16 protein-coding genes are annotated in these 16,366 nt (G+C 64.9%); 5 read left to right on the forward strand and 11 right to left on the reverse strand.

All coding sequences use genetic code 11. The features are described from left to right. Positions 1–107: 107 nt before the first annotated feature. The 3 genes from QZ670_RS14555 to traA form a co-directional block, all read right to left on the reverse strand. Entirely contained in the window at positions 108–2,339 is a 2,232-nt protein-coding gene (locus QZ670_RS14555; RefSeq protein WP_294256652.1) for an EAL domain-containing protein, read from the reverse strand. 609 nt (positions 2,340–2,948) lie between these two features. Then, positions 2,949–3,398: a hypothetical protein gene (locus QZ670_RS14560; RefSeq protein WP_294256653.1), complete on the reverse strand. Its 450-nt coding sequence runs from the start codon at positions 3,396–3,398 to the stop codon at positions 2,949–2,951. 2 nt (positions 3,399–3,400) lie between these two features. Then, positions 3,401–6,424: a Ti-type conjugative transfer relaxase TraA gene (gene traA / locus QZ670_RS14565; protein ID WP_294256654.1), complete on the reverse strand. Its 3,024-nt coding sequence runs from the start codon at positions 6,422–6,424 to the stop codon at positions 3,401–3,403. Positions 6,425–6,595: 171 nt separating this feature from the next. Between traA and QZ670_RS14570 the strand changes: the two genes are divergently transcribed. Further along, positions 6,596–6,916: a conjugal transfer protein TraD gene (locus QZ670_RS14570; RefSeq protein ID WP_294256655.1), complete on the forward strand. Its 321-nt coding sequence runs from the start codon at positions 6,596–6,598 to the stop codon at positions 6,914–6,916. Positions 6,917–6,932: 16 nt separating this feature from the next. Beyond that, complete coding sequence (locus QZ670_RS14575) at positions 6,933–7,151, forward strand: conjugal transfer protein TraD (protein ID WP_365894663.1); 219 nt, start codon at positions 6,933–6,935, stop codon at positions 7,149–7,151. Here the strand turns inward: QZ670_RS14575 and QZ670_RS14580 are convergent. From QZ670_RS14580 to QZ670_RS14600, 5 genes are all read right to left on the reverse strand, one after another. Further along, the gene (locus tag QZ670_RS14580; protein WP_294256657.1) at positions 7,146–7,613 is read right to left on the reverse strand and encodes a YbaK/EbsC family protein; all 468 of its coding nucleotides are present in this window, start codon (positions 7,611–7,613) and stop codon (positions 7,146–7,148) included. The two genes, QZ670_RS14575 and QZ670_RS14580, sit on opposite strands and share 6 nt — an antisense overlap. Continuing rightward, on the reverse strand, positions 7,613–7,888 hold the full coding sequence (locus tag QZ670_RS14585; protein WP_294256658.1) for an HU family DNA-binding protein: 276 nt from the start codon (positions 7,886–7,888) through the stop codon (positions 7,613–7,615). The genes QZ670_RS14580 and QZ670_RS14585 overlap by 1 nt, the downstream gene beginning before the upstream one ends. A 73-nt stretch (positions 7,889–7,961) precedes the next feature. Continuing rightward, the gene (locus QZ670_RS14590; RefSeq protein WP_294256659.1) at positions 7,962–8,885 is read right to left on the reverse strand and encodes a HEPN domain-containing protein; all 924 of its coding nucleotides are present in this window, start codon (positions 8,883–8,885) and stop codon (positions 7,962–7,964) included. 71 nt (positions 8,886–8,956) lie between these two features. Next, on the reverse strand, positions 8,957–9,166 hold the full coding sequence (locus tag QZ670_RS14595; protein WP_294256660.1) for a sigma factor-like helix-turn-helix DNA-binding protein: 210 nt from the start codon (positions 9,164–9,166) through the stop codon (positions 8,957–8,959). Next, entirely contained in the window at positions 9,163–10,071 is a 909-nt protein-coding gene (locus QZ670_RS14600; RefSeq protein ID WP_294256661.1) for a zincin-like metallopeptidase domain-containing protein, read from the reverse strand. The genes QZ670_RS14595 and QZ670_RS14600 overlap by 4 nt, the downstream gene beginning before the upstream one ends. Positions 10,072–10,837: 766 nt before the next feature. Between QZ670_RS14600 and QZ670_RS14605 the strand changes: the two genes are divergently transcribed. Next, positions 10,838–11,053, forward strand: coding sequence for an AlpA family phage regulatory protein (locus QZ670_RS14605; RefSeq protein ID WP_294256662.1), 216 nt, complete (start codon positions 10,838–10,840; stop codon positions 11,051–11,053). A gap of 121 nt (positions 11,054–11,174) precedes the next feature. Here QZ670_RS14605 and QZ670_RS14610 read toward each other — a convergent pair whose 3' ends face one another. Continuing rightward, positions 11,175–11,765 carry a PIN domain-containing protein gene (locus QZ670_RS14610; protein ID WP_294256663.1) on the reverse strand — a complete coding sequence of 197 codons (591 nt, stop codon included), beginning with the start codon at positions 11,763–11,765 and terminating at the stop codon, positions 11,175–11,177. Positions 11,766–11,767: 2 nt separating this feature from the next. Continuing rightward, complete coding sequence (locus tag QZ670_RS14615) at positions 11,768–12,223, reverse strand: excisionase family DNA-binding protein (protein ID WP_294256664.1); 456 nt, start codon at positions 12,221–12,223, stop codon at positions 11,768–11,770. A gap of 275 nt (positions 12,224–12,498) precedes the next feature. On the opposite strand from QZ670_RS14615, the gene QZ670_RS14620 reads away from it, so the two are divergent. After that, a complete protein-coding gene (locus QZ670_RS14620) occupies positions 12,499–12,885 on the forward strand; it encodes a response regulator (protein ID WP_294257073.1) in 387 nt (128 codons plus the stop codon). Here QZ670_RS14620 and QZ670_RS14625 read toward each other — a convergent pair. Further along, complete coding sequence (locus tag QZ670_RS14625; protein ID WP_294257074.1) at positions 12,875–14,305, reverse strand: PAS domain-containing protein; 1,431 nt, start codon at positions 14,303–14,305, stop codon at positions 12,875–12,877. The two genes, QZ670_RS14620 and QZ670_RS14625, sit on opposite strands and share 11 nt — an antisense overlap. 641 nt (positions 14,306–14,946) lie before the next feature. On the opposite strand from QZ670_RS14625, the gene QZ670_RS14630 reads away from it, so the two are divergent. Then, positions 14,947–16,359, forward strand: a complete 1,413-nt coding sequence (locus QZ670_RS14630; RefSeq protein ID WP_294256665.1) for a serine hydrolase domain-containing protein — start codon at positions 14,947–14,949, stop codon at positions 16,357–16,359. Positions 16,360–16,366: the final 7 nt, after the last annotated feature.

Here is a 16,366-nt window from a genome sequence, read left to right on the forward strand (position 1 = left end):
GCAAACGATAGCATCTGGTCAAAGCGGCCAGCAACAGAAACTGGTAGGTTTCTCGCAGACCCATGGTTTGACGACTGAGAGCAATCGCTAAGCTCGGATCTTGAAACTCAGCTCGCCCGTCGGCCGGTGATTTGCAGGTTCGGAGCGCCGTTAATTCCGATGGATAGCTCCTCCTCTCGAAGAGCCCTTGAGAAGAGATAGCCCTGTAGCTCATTGCAGCCGGCCGTTCGAAGCAACGAGCCTTGCTCGCTGGTCTCAACGCCTTCGGCGGTGACCGACAGGTTCATCGCATGACCGAGCGCGATGACAGCCTGCACGATCGCGATCGCCTCCTGGTCGCGGCCGACACGCTTGATGAAGCTCTTGTCGATCTTGATCCGGTCTACCTTGAACTGCTTGAGATAGCTCAGGCTGGAATAGCCGGTGCCGAAATCGTCCAGAGCGATCCGGAAGCCCGCGTCGCGCAGTTCATGCAGGGCGGCGCGCACCTCTTCGCCGTCATCGAGGAGGATCCCCTCGGTCACCTCCAGCTCGATTTGTCGCGGATGCACGCCGCAGCGCTGGACGGTGGATCGAGCGGCTGCGACGAAGCCCGCCGCCTTGAACTGAACGGGAGATACATTCACGGCCATCGTAAGATCGGGCCACTTTTTCGAGACGCGGCACGCTTCCGCGAGCACCCAGCTTCCCAGCGCGTGAATCAGACCCGCTTCCTCGGCGATCGGAATGAAAAGATCGGGCGTTAACAGACCCTTTTTCGGGTGATCCCAACGAACAAGCGCCTCCAGTCCCACCACCGTCGCGCCGTTTGCATCCATTTTCGGCTGATAGGCGACGAACAGCTGCTGTCGGGCGCCCAGCGCCTTTCGTAAATCCTCTTCCAGCCCGCGCCGATTGGCGAGGCTCTCGTCCATCTCCGCAGTGAAGAAGCGATAGCCGTCGCGGCCGCTGGCCTTGACGCTGTACATCGCAATGTCGGCCTTGCGTAGCAGCTCGGTGCGATCGGAGCTGCGGGGAGTTCCCGTGGCAATGCCGATGCTGCCGCCGATCTGCACTTCCGATCCGAGGATCGGAAACGGATTGCGCAGCTCCGCGAGGCAGGCCTCCGCAAGCGCGTGGAGCGCTTCCGGCTCGACGCCCTCGGCCAGGCAGATGGCGAACTCATCGCCGCCCAGCCGCGCCAGCAGCCCGCCTTTGGGCAACTGGGCCAAGAGGCGGCCGGCAACGCTTTGGACCAATTGGTCCCCGGCAAGATGGCCGAGCGTGTCGTTGACGTGCTTGAACTTGTCCAAATCGATGAGCAGCACGCCGAGCGCCTGCTGGGCCATGTTGCCCGCGGCGCCATCGACGAAACGATTGAACGCGGCTCGGTTCGGCAGCGAAGTGAGCACGTCGTGATTGGCGAGATACTGGGCGCGTGCTTCCTTCGCTTGAAGCTCGACGCGTGCGGCCTCAAGCGCGCCGATCGAGCGGGCATCCCTGAACATCAATCGCCCGACGACGAAGACGAGCGCCGCCAACAAGGCAATCAGCGCAGCCGCCGCCGCGCCGCCGCGCCTGGCTATCGACCGGAGAATGTCGCGACCGGGCATGTCCGGCCGCCAGCCAAGATGACCGAGCAGCACGCCTTGCGACGAGCGCAGGGGAGCGCTGTACATCCCGGCTCTTATCGAGGCCGGGGCCGACAATACCCGCGCATCGCGGATGCCGCGGATGCGGCCCAAATCGCCCATCAGCTTGCTGTCCAGAAATCGAATGCTGACCAGCATGGGCTGCCGCCCTGGAGAGCCGACCACGAGCTTGGAATCGGGGATCATCCGCATCACGCTGACCGCGGCCACGCGCCCGGAGATCTGCACGAGATCGGTCGCGTGGAATGCGGCCGGCGAAGTGCGCACCGTGCTGTTCTGCGCCAATTTTTGGCCAGGCAGGCGCTCATGGGTGTTGGGTGCCCGGCGGAGCGCGCCTCTCGCCGCCCGGATCAGGGGGAGCAGCTCCGGTCGGACGCGCGCGAAGATGGCAGGGGAAATCCGCTCACCGCCTCGCATGGCGTAGACCGGCCGATCCTGACCGTTGATGATAATGTCCAGCTCGTGATTGAACACATAGTTCAGCCATACACCCACATTCTTGTCGAGCCACTCGACATTGGGCTTGGCCTTCTGCACCTCCACATAGGCCGGGTCCCAGATGGCTACACCCGCTTGGCTTTGCGCGAGATCGTCGAGCACCGCGCCCAAAGCCAGATGAACATCGTTCGCCTGCCGTGCGCGGATCGACTCGTCGACCTGATTGGCCGTTGCCCACAAGCTCCAGGTTCCGAACAGAACCAGCGCCACTGCAAGGCAGAGCGCTGGTGCCGCCACGAAGGTGGTGAACCGCAGAAGGGGGCTGAGACGGGGAAGGCCAGGACGGTGGGACATGCAACTGCGCAACCAAGAAAGACTTGATGCAAGTTCTTCAGACTGCCTGGTTCAGGACCGTTGCAGCCTCCATTGCTTGCTCCTCAGATTAGGAACAAAACCTTGTTTTTCAGTGAACTGCTCTGACGCAGGATTGGGGGCGATGCATCCCGTTGAACGCCGAAAGAACGGGCGTCGGCTTCTGCATCTCGATTCCCAGCCTCTTTTACCGGCATCGGCCTTCCACGATGTCGAACATTTCGAGCGATCCGTTTGATGGGTGTTTCCTGCCAAGGCACAGATCGCCGGGGTGCAGGCCTCGCCATTTTCGTTTCGCCTCTGTGGTTTGGCGGACTGATCCGCTGTGCTGCAACGATCCTATAATGCTGGGAGCGCGCCTTCCGCGCTGGGAGGACGATGCGAGCAGCCGCGATCATAATTTGTACGACGATGCTGATCGCAGCGCCTGTCTCCGCGCAGGCGCCACTTGCCGAGCAGCAAGTTGCCCGCGCCATCGACCGCATGTTCGCCGACCCCCAGGCTGCGCTAGCCGCCGCCCGTGCTGCCGAGGGCGCTGCTAACAAGGGGCCCAAGCCGAGTCCTCTCGCTGCCAAGGCTCGATGGCTCGAAGGCGAGGCACTGTCGCGGCTGGATCGCGATGCCGAGGCGGAACCGCTGATCGGGCGTACCTTGGCGGAGGCGCGCGCCCGCTGGCCGAATACCCGTCTTCTTGCCGATCTGCTCATGACCTGGGGCGGCATCCTGCGGCGTCAGCGTCATCGCCGGCCGCTTGGCCAGGATGTTGATCGCACCGCACACCTTGTCGTAGCCGTCGCGGATCTTCTCCAGGTCTGGGCCATAGTCACGCGCATGCAATTCCTGCTGCCGCGCGGCGAAGCCGTCGACCGCAGCGGTGAGCCCCGCCAGCTTGCGCGACATGTCGTTGAACGCCTGGACGGTCTGGTTCGCTTCGGCGGGAGGTTCTTGGCTACCCATGGCTACATTCCAATCCCAAGGCCCCGATCCCGATCGATCGAGAAGGTGAGCTGGCGGATGACCGAGCGCGTACGAGCATCATCGCCAAGCGCCCGGCTGACGCCGCCGTCGCGGCTGCCGGGCGTCCATTCCGGCGACCACTGCCGCCCGAACAACTGACTACCCCGGCGGCTGAGCGCGGCGCCGAGCGCCGGGTCCTTCTCCAGCCCCTTCGCCATCGAGCGCATGGCGTTCTCGACACCTGCGCGCTTCTCTTCATTCTCCCACCCGCCCAACTTGCCCCGACGCGCCTGAAGCTGCTGCCAGGCCTGGACAAACCGATCAGCGCGCAGCTCAGGGTTGGTGCGCACCTCGGCCTCCAGCTGCATCTGGCGAATGGCTTTGGCGGTGCGGCCGTTGGCGGCTTCGCTAACCAAGCCCGGCGTCCGCTCGAACGCCATGTCGAGATCGCGGGACCCGTGGGGATGCAGCGCGTTGATCGCCTCGGCGGTGCGCGCGAGCGCTGCCTTCTGAACTTCGAGCGGCGCGCGGCCTTGGCCCGTCATGCGGCCTGCATCCTGTACGGCACGCGCATAGCCTTCGACCGCCCGCTCCAGCTTCTGCGTTGCGGATGCCTCGGGCGTAGCCGCCGGCACCGAGAGTTTGAGCCCGTCGAAGCGCAGCTTTGTGGGCGCTCGCTCTGGCTCGGGGATGGACAGCCGCAACCCATCGAACATGCCGCGACGGGGTCCCGGTGCAGGCGCGCTACGCTCGGGTTCGACCAGCGGCTCTTTGGCAAGCGTATCGAGAATGCGCGACCGTTCGACACCGCGCCGGGCGGCGAAACGCTCGGCAGCAGCCTCATAGTCGAGGGCATTGTCTTTCGGCCGGTCCCGCGACAGCGTGCGGGCCAGCTTGCCCTGGTCAGCGAAGTCGTCGCGGCCATAATGAAGCTGCACGGCGTCGCGATGCCGCGACAGCGCGACATAGGCAGCGTGCCGGTCGAGCCCTGGCGTCGCCAGAACGTGCACCCGGTCGACGGTGACACCCTGCGCCTTGTGAATCGTGGCGGCATAGCCATGGGCGACGTCGGCGTAGTTCTTGTGGTCGAAGGCGACCTGGCGACCATCGTCCAGCCGCACGGCCATGCGGGCGTGATCGACCTGTTCGATGGTGCCGAGACTGCCATTCTTCACACCAAGGCTGCGTTCGTTACGCAGGAACATGACCCTGTCGCCTGCCCCGAACAAGCGTTCTCCGCGCGTGGTTTCGACAGCAATATCAGCATCTAATGCCCCACTGCGTTTCATCGCGTCGCGGGCCAGCGCATTCAGTTCATCGCATTCCTGGTTGGTGTGGGTCAGAATGATGCGCAACGCACCCGGATCGGCGATCCGCTCGCGATCCCAGCGCGCAATGAGCGCCGATCGAGCCTCGACTCGCGTCTCCGAGTCGACGACCATGCCGGCCTGGGCATACGCCTCCAGCGCCTCGACTGCGCGTCCAGTTGCGAGCTGCCGCGTCGCCATCCGCTGCCAGTCCTCGCGCTGCCGGCGAATGTCGGTAATCTCGATGGCGCCATGCCGCTCGGCGACTGAACCGAACGCCGCGCCGGCTTCGATCGCCTGCAACTGCTCGGGGTCGCCGACCAACACCACCTTGGCGTGGCGCTTCTCAGCTTCGGCGATCACCCGCTCCATCTGGCGCGTGCCGATCATGCCGGCTTCGTCGATCACCAGGATCGACCTGTCGGTCAGTAGTTCACGACCCTGTCCCCATTGATGTTCGATGCTGGCGATCGTGCGCGACGTGATGCCCGATCCGCTTTCCAGATTCTCCGCGGCGATGCCGGACAGCGCCAGTCCCCGCACCTGATAGCCGGCGCTCTCCCACGCTTCTCGTGCAACGCCGAGCATCGCCGATTTGCCGGTACCGGCATAGCCGACGACAACGCCCAGATCCTTGCCGCTGGTGACATGATCAAAGGCGCTGCGCTGTTCGCTCGACAGGACCAGCCCGCGCATTTCGGCACGGGCCAGGGCGAGCTTGCGATGCTGCTCGTCCATGCCATGCCCGCGACTGGCATCGAGCTTCACCGTCGCGCGCTCCAGCCGCGCTTCAGCCTCGACCATATCGCGGCTGGTGAAGCGATCTTCGCCGCACCCGTCCTTACCCAGCTTCACGAGCTCGGGCGACGCGCGCACCGCTGCCATCACCTGGTCGAACTGCTCTTTGCCTTCGCTATGACGATGCACGAACATCGCCAGATCTCGGGTGGTGAAGGTCGCCTGGGTGCGGGTGATCGCGTCGAGCGCAATCGCCGGATTGGCCAGCAGCTTTTCGCCATTGGCGCGCGCGATATCGTGATGCTCTTCGAGCCGTTCGGACGACAGCCCCTGCTCGGCCATTCGCGCCGCCGCTGAACCGATCTTGTGCTGCGGCTCTAGCTCGATGCCCTGCGCTTCCAAGGAGCGATGATCCACGCGCGCATCGATGTCCAAGTCGGCCAGCCGCGCATTGACGTGCCCCGCCCAGCGCTCACGCCATTTCTCCAGAAGGTCGGTGCGGTTCCAGTCGCGGTTCTTCTTGCCGAACCCATCAGCATCGACCTCACGCAACGCTATCATGACATGCGCGTGCGGCTTCGCTTCGCCATCGGCGCCGACATCCCAATGGACATTGAGATCGGCGACCATGCCGCGGTCCACAAATTCGGCCTGGACGAACTCGCTCGCCAGCCGAATGCCCTCGACCTGGTCCAGCTCGCGTGGGATCGCGAATTCGATCTCGCGTGCAAGCTGCGCGTCCTTGCGCAGCTCGACGGCTTCGACCGCATTCCACAGCTTCTCCCGATCGCCGAGATGCTCGGGCGCACCGTCCGGCAGCAGCACTTCGGAATGCACGACGGCGGCCTTGTTCGAGAAGTCGTGATGCCGATCGAGTCGCTGATCGTGCAGCCGCGAGGCGGAGCGATAAGAGGCAGCGGCAAGTGCCGACGATCCGCTGGCGCGGCTGATGATCTTGGCCGAGAAATGGTAGATCGCCATAGCGGCAATCCATTTACACCAAACAAGCGACGTCGGCACGACGTATAAGCGCGCCCTCAAAAGATTTCATCTTTTTCTCGACTTGATCATCCCAAGATGTTTCACGATATTTTCGCTGATCGACGCAGTTCCTAAATCACCGAACATCAGTCATCAACTTCGGAGAGTTCGATGCGCAAACCGAGGGACTTCGATTCGGAACTGAAGGCGCTCGACAGCAAGGCGAGGCAGCTCAAACAGGCCAAGCTCCACCAGCTTGGCGAGCTGGTAGTCGCGACCGGTGCCGATGCGCTGCCGGTCGAGCAACTGGCGGGTGCGCTGCTCACCGCTGTCAGCGCGTCCGACATGATCGTACGGGAGGACTGGCGCCAGCGTGGCGCGGCCTTCTTTCTGCTGCAGGGAAAAGCTCGCGGCGGCGCTCGTTCGCGTGCGGCATCGGCTGCGGCAGCTGACAGCAGCACGGCACCGATTGGAAGCGAAGCGGGCGCGTAATGACACGCGGGAATGGATGGTGAAGCGCCGCGAACGAACGCGCCAGCTGATCGAGCTGGGCGGGCTGGTCACAAAGGCCGGGCTCGTCGACCTTACCGACGACGATCGCGCCGTATTGTTAGGGCTGATGGTCGAAGCCGCGGCTACCTTGCAGGGCGAACATCGCGACCAGGCGCTGACACTCTGGCGACGGCGCGGGCGGCGTGCATTTGCCGAAAGCGCCGCAGAACTATGACGGCAGCGAACAGAGATCGGCCCAGGTCCCGCCCACCAGTTCTGCGAGCCGTTCGGTTGTGATCCGCACCGACGCGGTGCGCGATCCAGCGGCGGGATAGACGGTGGCGAATTGGCGCAGCGAAATGTCGCAATAGATGGGCAGCGGCGTCGGCAATCCGAATGGGCACACGCCGCCAACCGGATGGCCTGTCAGCTGCTCGACGTCTTCGGCCGCGAGCATGCGTGGGCGACTGCCGAGCGCGTCCTTCACCTTGCGATTGTCGAGCCGGTAATCGCCGGCCGCCAAAACCAGCACCACCGCATCGCCGACGCGCAGTGACAGCGTTTTGGCGATCTGCCCCGGCAGCACATCAAGCGTGGCGGCAGCTTCGAGCACCGTTGCGGTGCTCGAAGCCCGTTCGATAATCGGAATGTCGGGTGCCCGCGCCTCCAGGAAGGCGCGGACGGCCTCGATCCCCATCAGCCGTTGAGCTTGTCCTTCACGGCCTTGGCGGGCGTGAAGGCAAGCTTCTTCGACGCCGCAATCTGGATCGCCGCGCCGGTGGAAGGATTACGGCCTTCGCGCGCGGCGCTTTCCTTGACCTTGAACTTGCCGAAGCCGTTCAGCGACACTTCCTCGCCGGCCGCCGCTGCCTCGGTGATGGCAGTGAAAATGCCGTCAACCAGCTTGCGCGCGTCGGCCTTGGTGAGGCCGTGCGCTTCGGAAACGCGGTCGGCGAGATCGGCATTGTTCATGGACGTTTTCTCCGTGTGAAAAGGGGCGTGCCCTCTAGGTGCGGTGCCCGATGCTGTCCAGCAGCCGACGCGATCATGCGGCGGCTGCACGCTCCAGCGCGGCGATGCGTTCTTCGCAGATAACCTGCACCGCCTGCCCTAACACTTCGACGCGCTCGCCCAGCCACGCCAGTTCCTCGGCGTTGATCCGATAATGCTTCGAATAGCGCGCCTTCACATAGGCTTCTTTGAGCTTCTCGAACCGCGAACGGTCGCCACGCTGGTCGCGCGGCCACGCGTCCACAAGGCGTGGATCGATCCTCTCGGCCTGCGTACGCAGAAACCCAAGATTGTGGATATGCGGCGTATAGAAGGTGCAGACCAACAGCACGCAGTGGTAGAGGCTCTCGACAGTCTGGTGCAGTTCGAATGCGGTCTCGCGAGAGTGCCCCTTCTCTAAGCCGAAGCGCACGAAGTCATGTCTGCGCATGGCTGCTGAGAACCACTCTTCGAAGTACTCCCGCGCCATCGCCAGCGCCTGGGGAGGCGTCTTGGGCTTCGGTTGGTGCAGTTCGGTAGGATCGCTCTCGTATAGCGCGATGCCGTCGCGGGCGACGTCCATGAAGAAATAGCGACCATGTGCCAGCCCGTCGTTCACCTCCTGAAGGGTGTGCACGATGAAATTGACGGGCGTGCGCAGCGTCTTGGTGATCGCCAGTTCGCGGTTCAGCCGGTCCTCGGCGGTTGCCCAGAACTCGACGCGGTCGGTTAGCTTGTCGCTGTTGACGATGACCAACAGGTCAAAGTCGGACTGATATCCCTTGGCGGTGTGTGGTTCGTCGACCCAGCCGCCGCGCGCATAGCTCCCGTACAGGATCACCTTGAGGATGCGCGCCTGCTTCTTCCAATCCGCCGTGGCAATGGCGATCGCGTCACCAAACTCCTCGAACAGGATCTGGACGACACGCTCCAGCTCGCGCTGCTTGGCTGGCGGCAGATGGTCGAGGCTGGTCCTCATGGATCGATCCTAACGCGCTGATGCGGCGGCGTACACCTCGCCCGGTTCCCCGGGGCGAGGTGTCGCATCGCTCATGGCTGCTCGCCCCGCTCTGCTCGACCCAGCGCGATCAGCACGCGGGCGACGGTTTGCTCCACCTCTTCCACCGTGCAGCCATGGCGCTCGGCCGTTTCGATGTAGTCGCAATCATCGAACCGCACCGATCCGAAGACTGCCCGATCGCGTTCGGGCAGTGCACGGAAGGCGCGACGCATCCGCCGCAGGCGAAGCCAGCGCATCATTGTGCCGCCTCCTCATCCGAGACGAACCCAAGCAGGTAATCGGCCGCCTTGCTGGCCGCACTCGCCGCCCGAAAGATCGCCTTTTCGTCCTGCCGCAGCACGGCCAACCAGCTGCCAATATAATCGGCGTGTCGCACGGTCGGCCGGATTGCCAGCGACGCACAGGTGAACGCGCTCGCCATCTCGGCAACCAGCTCCTCCCTACTATAGGCGGCGCTGCCAAATGCGCCGGATTGGTCGCGGCCGAGCCGGCAGTCATGCCCAGTCCAGTGCGCAAGCTCGTGCAGCACGGTGCGATACCAGTTGATGCGGTCGTAAAAGGCCAGCTGTGGCGGCACCGCGACATAGTCGCCGCCCGGGCTGTAATAGGCCTCGCCACCACCAATCCGGATATCAGCGCCACACGCTTCCATCAGCGCATGCGCAGCAGGAATGCGATCCGCCTCGGCCACCGGTTCGGCGTGCTCCACCGCCCCCAGCCGCTCGGGCAGCCCCTCGCACTGTTCGACGTTGAACACGGTGAACCGCTTCAGAAACGCCAGCTGCCGCGCCTCGCGCTCCTCGTCCCGCGCTCGCTCAGCCTCGTCCTTCGGCGTAAAGCGATCCGCATAGCAGATCGTCGTCCCCCGCTCGCCACGCCGCACGCTGCCGCCGGCTGCCTGCGCCTGCCTAAAGGTCAGCCAGCGCTGCGAGGCGTACCGCCCCTCGATCACTGCCGCCCACAGGATCAGCACATTGATCCCCGAATAGCGCCGCCCGGTCACGGCATTGGCCGGCATCGCGCAGCCACATGCCGCAGCATCCCAAGGCTGCACCCAGGGCAGCCGTCCCTGCTCCAGTTCGGCAATCACCCGTCCCGTCACCTCGGCATAGAGGCTCGCCCGGTTCTCGTGTCCAACACCCATGGTCCTTGCTCCTTCCAAAACACCGCAACCGGCGCCGGAAGGGCGGGGGGAGCGGCAGGAGCGAACCGACAGTCCTGCCGTCAGAGGCAGGCTGCACCCGCAGGGCCGCAACGGAGTGAAGGAGCCGGGCACCGCCCGGCTTGCGGCATGCCGCGGCAGGACTAGAGGCGAGCGACGCTCCCCCCGCCCGTCCGCGTGCCGGCGCACCAACGCCGCCGCGCTTTCGCGCGGCGACCATCCTGTCAGCGCAACCGCGCTGCCGGGCGCCACCGGCGCCGGACAAGAACCGCACCCTTGCAACCGGGCGGGCCTGCGCGGGCGGCGTGCGCGCGCCAGCACGTGCGCCAGCCGCCGCCCGTGCCCCCGTCCGGGCAAGTGTGTCACGCGGGCACCAACAACATGCGCGCCCAGGTGTCGCCGCAGGCGTGCGCCAGCGCGTGCACCGCACCCGCGTTCCGCTGCCGGCACCTGCCGGCCGCCGATCCACCGGATCGGCGAGCGTCAGCGATCAAAGCCCGAAGGGCCGAGACGGCCACGCCGACTCGGTGCCGCGCCAGCGGCGTGCGAGCGCAGTCACGCCGAAGGCGTGAGACGCCCTGGCACGCCTGCCTTGAACCTCAGATGTTTCTTGCTCGACGATAAGGGGGTCGGGAGTCCCCAGGTTGCCCCATCTGAGCCCAACCAGGCTCTTTTTCCCGACCCACCACTCGGCGCAACCTTGCCCCGGAGCGCTCCACCAACCCTCACACGATGCAAGGTGATCGCAATGCAACCCCCACCCCAAGACCGCATCCTCCGGATCAAGGCTGTCCTGGCACTGACCGGTCTCACCCGCTCCACTCTCTATCGCAAGATGGAAGCCGGCACTTTCCCCAAGAACACCCGGATCAGCACCCGCTGCATGGGCTGGCGCGAGTCCGCGGTCTCCCAATGGCTGGACAACCTCAAGGCACAGGAGGCTGCCGTCCGCCCGCGCGCCTGACGATCCCCTCCCACACGTCCGACTGCACCAATCCTATGCGGTGAAACGGCCTCGGCCCATCGAAAGATCTCCGAGCCCACCGTTTCACCTCACCGCCGCGATCCGCCGGACATGCTCGCCATTACAGCGACAGCACGTGCGCCCGCAGCACGTCGACGGTCTCGGTCAGCCCATCGGCTTCCATATCGAGCAGCAGCACTTCGGCCGTCTTCTCCGGACGCTTGAACCGCTCGCGCATCCGTCGAATGGCCGCCACGGCCCTGCCTGGGTCAAGTGCAATGGTGTCGGCGATGAACTGATCCGCCGACCGGGCCTCCATATTCAGGCCGGCAAGAATTGCCCCGGGGAAGTCCTTCAGATTCTCGGTGACGATCGTTGCCGCCTGCGTCTTCAGCGCTGCAGCGACGACATGCGCATCGTTCGGATCGGGCAACCCGACACACGCGCCCAGGAAGACGTCATACTCCTCCACAGCCGCATCTTCGAACGCGGCTTCCATGCTCGAGCAAGCGCGCGCGGCACGATCCTCGGCATCCGCCACACCCTTGCCGCCGAGGATCCTGGCGATCGCAGCCTCGGTTTCGTCCATCACCCGTTCGGACCAGCGGACGCGGAAAAACTCGGCCTCGGCAAGCGTCAGCAACAGATTGCGCTTGAGCGTGCCCGCCAATGTACAGGCGTCAATGAACGCGGTGTACCGATTGGCGAACAATTCTACAGGTGCTCCGCGTCCAACTCGGCGAGTGCTGATAGCGCGCTGCCGCGCTTGCCGTCGCGCGCGCGCTTGTAGGCGAACAGGTCCTCGGCCTTGATTCGACGATGCCGACCCACGGTGTCGAACGCGATCTCGCCCTTCTCCAGCAACGAAATGAAGAAGGGACGGGAGACGTTCAGGATGTCCGCCGCCTGCTGCGTGGTCAGCATCTGGCTGACCGGCACCAGCGTTACCGCATCGCCCCGTCCGACGTGCCGCAGCAACTCCATCAGCAGCCGCGACAGGCCTGGTGTTAGCGTAATCTCGGTCGACGTCTTGTCATCGTCCAGAACTCTGAGGGTCGCATCGCCGGAGGCGTGCGACGCCAGGATCTGACGGAGCTGATTGGCCGCTGCCTTCTCGCTCGCGGAAGGCAGACGGCTGCCGAGTTCCTCGGCAAAGGCTGGCATGGTCATGGGGCTCTCCGTGGGCCGATCCACTATCCGATATTCGCATTAAACGCAATGAACGAAATATTCGTAACCGGGATAGGTTCCGACCTTGGACGCGACCCGCATCCGTGGCCGAAGCGGAAGTGGCGGTGCAGTGTCCTGCAGCAACATTGGGCCAGCACATGCTGCCATGCTCGCCGTGTAGATCAGCCTGGGCGCGGATCGGTGCATGCGTGACCTGCGATTGTCAGGGAACGGCCACGGTGTTGCAGCATTTTGCTGCAGATGAAGGCCATGTCATGAAATCCGTACTCATCGTCGAAGACGAAATCTTCATTGCCATGGAGATCGAGCGGATTCTTCAGGATGCCGGCTACACCGTCGTCGCGATCGCCGCGGATCAGAGCGAAGCGCTATCCGCTGCAGCAGCAGCGAAGGTTGCCTTTGTCGATCTTAACCTGCGCGACGGGCCGACCGGCCCCGGCCTTGCGCTCGAATTGGCGGAAAAGTTCGGGGTGCGGATCGTCTATGTCACGGCCAATCCGAACCAGATCGACCGACCAGCACCGACCGCTGTCGGCTATATCCGCAAGCCGTTCTCCGAAGAGGCAATCGTAGCGGCAGCTGCGATCGCAGCGCAGCTGGAGACGCCGGACGCCACACACCAGGATGTGATCAGCCTCTAGGGGATGGTCCTTGCTGCCGGTGCAGCGCCGCGGCGGGCAGCTCGAGATTCAACCGCAAGCCGTCCGCAGCCCATTCGCGTTCAATCCGGCCGCCCAACTGCTTGATCGCGCTGAGCTCGATCAGCTTGGTGCCAAACCCATCGGTGATCGGCGCGCTGACCAGCGGCCCGCCGCGCTCCCGCCACTCGATCCGGACATGCGTGTCGGCGGAGACGATCGCTATCCGCACATCGCCTTCGGGAGACGACAGCGACCCATATTTCGCCGCGTTGGTCGCGAGCTCGTGAAACAGAAGCGCGAGCGGCGTCGCAGAGCGATCGTCGATCGTCGCATCGTCGCCGACAAGGACAACACGACCCGCATAGGCGTCCAGCAGTTCGCCCAGCATTCCGGAAAGGCTGTCCTGCACGGCGCTGGGCCGCGATGCTTCGCTGTGCGGACGCACGAAGTCATGTGCCCGGCCCAGCGCCAGAATGCGCTCGCGCAACTCGTCGGCAGCCTGCTTGATCTGGGGATGGTGGCGCGTGGAGAAGCTAATCAGACCGCTGATCACCGCGAAGATGTTCTTGATGCGGTGACTGAGTTCGTGCGCGACGACCTCCCGCTGCGCCTGGATCATCTTCTGATCGTGGATGTCGGTGCAGGTGCCGAACCAACGCGTGATCGCGCCATCCCGGTCGCGGATCGGCAACGCTCTGCCCAGCGTCCAGCGATATGCGCCATCCGCGTTTCTCAGGCGATATTCGATTTCATAGGGATCGCCGGTTGCAAGCGAGTGGCGCCAGGCAGCCCAGGCTCTTGGCTGATCCTCCGGGTGGAACATGCCGTTCCATCCTTCCCCGTCGGTCGATCCTGCCGGCACGCCGGTGAATTCGTACCAGCGCGCATTGTAATAGTCGTGAAAGCCATCCGGGCGGGTCGACCAGACCATCTGCGGCATCGCATCCGCCAGAATCCGGAACTTGGCTTCCTGCTCGTCCAACTCTCGGCCCGTGCGGCGCGACGCGCGCCGGGCATGCAGCAACGCCATGATGTTCGCGGCCAGCACGGTCAGGCCGTCGCGCTGCAGCTCGGTCAACCCGGCGCGGGGCGCGCGATCAATGACGCACAGCGCGCCGAGCTGGACCTGGTCTTCCGAGACAAGCGGCGTCCCTGCGTAGAACCGGATATGCGGATCGCCGGTCACCAGCGGATTGTCGACGAACCTCGGGTCCTTCGTCGCGTCGGGCACGACCATGATGTCCGCACCCAACATCGCGTGCGCGCAGAACGAGGTCTCGCGCGGTGTCTCGCCCACATCCAACCCCGTGCGCGCGGGAAACCACTGCCGCTCGCCTTCGACGACGCTCACCAGCGCAATCGGAGAAGCACACAATGCCGATGCGAAATCGGTGATGCGCGTCAATTCGGCGCTACCCATCAAGTCTGCCAGCCCAAAGCCCTGCAGTGCTTCGTGCCGCTCAGCCTCTTCCAAGCAGAGCGCTCCGTCGATTTCGTCAGTCATGCGCGGAGCATTCTCTTCCTAATAGGGTCGCCGGGTTGAAAGTGGCACAGGGGGGCGCCCCGAGCAGACGGAAATGGCTCCACGGCGCCGTTCGCGGGGAATTGCAAGTGGTCCGAGCGGCGTTGAAGCAACCTACCGTCTCCCTGGCGGCAGACGACACCATAAGGTGCCTGCGCCTCTCATCATCCTTCCCTCGGCCGTTTCGAAGACCGTATTCGTTAACGGACTTACCTAGATCAGGTTCCTCTCGATCCCGTGCCCGCGGTTCTGCAGATGTCGGGGCTGAAGAAGGCCGAGGCGCTAGCTATCGCGCGGCTGGGTACCTTGGCCCCGTCGACCCTGCGTCCCATTTTTCAAGCCCCTGCCGTTGACCACTAAGTCTACATATGTTGATATGATGTGTTCGGCGTGAGTTTCTGGGCGGGCACTCCGTACCGCCGATCGACGTCGCTGGAGATGCAACAATGACCTTCGCACTGACCGCGATGCTCGCCCTCCTGGCCGGCACGGCCGCCGCGGAGCCAGCCATAGCACAAGCCTCGCCATTGCCTTGCCCGATGCCGGACCGTGCCGCAGGTGGCCGCAGCAACATCCATACCCGCGTCGTCGAGACCAACCTGACGCCGCCGGTGCGTGCACCGGGGGAAGCACCGTCCAGCCTGGCGGCACGCATGCGCCTCTATGGCGTACCGGGGATCAGCATCGCGGTCATCCACCGGGGCCGGATCGACTGGGCCCGCGGCTGGGGGGTGCGGGATACTGCCAGCTGCGCGCCCGTCACGCCGGATACGGCGTTCCAGGCCGCGTCGATCAGCAAGGTTGCCACCGCCGTTATCGCACTCCGCTTGGTGGAGCAGCACAAACTGGCGCTCGACAGCGACATCAACCGGTCCCTGCGCGGTTGGCACCTCCCCGGCGACACCCATCTCGCGCCGCGGGGTGTCACACTGCGACAACTGCTGAGCCACACGGCCGGGCTGGGCGTGCATGGCTTCGACGGCTATCTCCCCGGAGCGCCGTTGCCGACGACGGTGCAGATCCTGGAGGGCGCGGCGCCGGCCAACAACATGGCGGTGCGCAGCGTGCTGCCGGTGGGCGCGCAATTCCAATATTCCGGCGGTGGCTATGTCGTCACGCAACTCGCCCTGCAGGATGTTACCGGCCTGCCCTTTGCCGAGCTCGCGCAGCGCGAACTCCTCGGTCCCTTGCACATGACGCGGAGCGCGTTCGCGCAGCCGCCGTCCGCCGACATCCTTGCAAACATCGCCTTCGGCCATGTCTCGGGTCAGCCGGTCCCCGGCAACTATCACGTCTATCCCGAGTTGGCGCCGGCCGGGCTGTGGACGAGCGCCGGCGATCTCGCGCGCCTGCTGATCGACCTGCAGGCGTCGGCCGCCGGTCGCCGGGGCCATCGGCTGTCCCCGGCAATGGCGCGGGCGATGCTGCGGCCGGTCAAAGACCATTGGGGGCTGGGCGTCGAGCTCTACACCACCGCGCCCGAACGCTTCGGGCATGACGGGGTCAATGAAGGCTTCCAGTCGTACATGATCGCCTATGCCGGCAAGGGCGAGGGCATTGTCGCGCTCACCAATGGCGGTCAGGGACGTCGGCTGATCGACGAAGTCGTCCGCGCGGTGGCGACCGACTATGGCTGGACGGACATCGCGCCGCCCGCGGTGCAGGAACAGCAGCTCCCGCTTGCCGTGTTGGCGAAGGCGGCGGGGCGGTTCGAGGGCGGCGGCCTTTCGGTGCGCCTGGAAGCCCGTCCTGAAGGATTGTTCGCCGACGCGGGCGCGCCCAGTCCGGAGCGGCTTGCGGCGCTGTCGCCGACGCGGTTCTTCTCCAACGCGCTCGGCGTGGTGATTGCCTTCGATGCGGACTATGCAAGTTTCACGATCGTCGAAGGCGGGCCGCCGATGCGCCTTGTCCGGACGACCGCGGCGCCGGCCGCAACGGGCAAGGACCGCTGACCCGAGC

The sequence above is a fragment of the uncultured Sphingomonas sp. genome (assembly GCF_913774285.1).
In the GTDB taxonomy this organism is placed as follows: Bacteria; Pseudomonadota; Alphaproteobacteria; order Sphingomonadales; family Sphingomonadaceae; genus Sphingomonas.